Below are 1,007 nucleotides of genomic sequence, written 5' to 3'. Positions count from 1 at the left end.
TATACGTGAACGTCGTCGTCCCATCGGTGAGCAGCTGGTTCCGCTCATCGAAGCTCGCCGCCGTGCCGTTCACCGACGTGCGGTTCCCCGCCCCATCCCAGCCGTACGTCGTCGTCGCCCCACCGGTGTTCGTCCACGACACCAGCCGATCCGCCCGGTCGTAGCCGTAACTCTGACTCCCCGACCCGGCGAGCGCCGCCGGGGCCAGCGTCTCGGTCAACCGGTTGTCGTTGGCGTCATAGCCGTAGGTCGCCGCCCGCAACGTCCCGCCGGGGCCGGTCAACGTGTCCGCGGTGGTCCGGCCCAGGCTGTCGTAGCCGAAGCTGCGGACCGCCCCACCCAACGCGTAGGTCACCGACGTCAACTGCCGGGCATCGTCGTAGGCCAACGACCGCGTCCCACCCGTGACCGCCCCCGCCGTCGAAGTCAGATCGTCGCGGCAGAAGTCTCCACTGAACGCGGGGTGGTTCAGTCGATTCAGATCATCTGAAAATGATCAGATTGCAGTCCCACTTGACCGCAACAGGCGATGAATGCAACCTGGGCTTATGCGCCAACGCGAAGTACGTGCTCTCTTCAACACGGACACTATCACCGTCTACCAAGCGTACTCCCACGAGATCGCCGATCGCGCACTCGAAGCAGGCATCTTCGTACCACCGTTCAAACCAGGGAGAATGACTTGGATCAAACCATCATTTCTGTGGATGATGCACCGGTCAGGGTGGGCTACCAAACCGAACCAAGAACGAATCTTGGCAATTGAAATCAGTCGCGAGGGATTTATGTGGTCATTAACACACTCCTGCCTGAGCTCCTACGCCGCGAATCTATTTCCTAGCTATGAGACATGGCGTTCGCAGTTGACTGCTGCCCCTGTACGGATTCAGTGGGATCCAGACAGAGACCTCCACATGCGACCTCAGTCAGAACGATCTATTCAGATCGGTCTCGGTATAGAAGCCAGTCGGCTCTATGTGAATAATTGGATTAATAGAATCCGCGAT

2 protein-coding genes are annotated in these 1,007 nt (G+C 59.3%); one reads left to right on the top strand and one right to left on the bottom strand.

Features of this window, described 5'->3' with window-relative positions; all coding sequences use genetic code 11:
- On the bottom strand, nucleotides 1–388 hold a 388-nt coding region (locus MJ777_RS07555; protein ID WP_239374479.1), incomplete at its 3' end, for an RHS repeat domain-containing protein.
- Between the two features lie 145 nt (nucleotides 389–533).
- Between MJ777_RS07555 and MJ777_RS07550 the strand changes: the two genes are divergently transcribed.
- Nucleotides 534–1,007: DUF4291 domain-containing protein (locus MJ777_RS07550; RefSeq protein ID WP_370652669.1), on the top strand; the 474-nt coding region annotated here is incomplete at its 3' end.

The sequence above is a fragment of the Protofrankia sp. Cj5 genome (genome assembly GCF_917627405.1).
In the GTDB taxonomy this organism is placed as follows: Bacteria; Actinomycetota; Actinomycetes; order Frankiales; family Frankiaceae; genus Protofrankia.
This window is presented reverse-complemented; position numbering and strand designations above follow the sequence as displayed.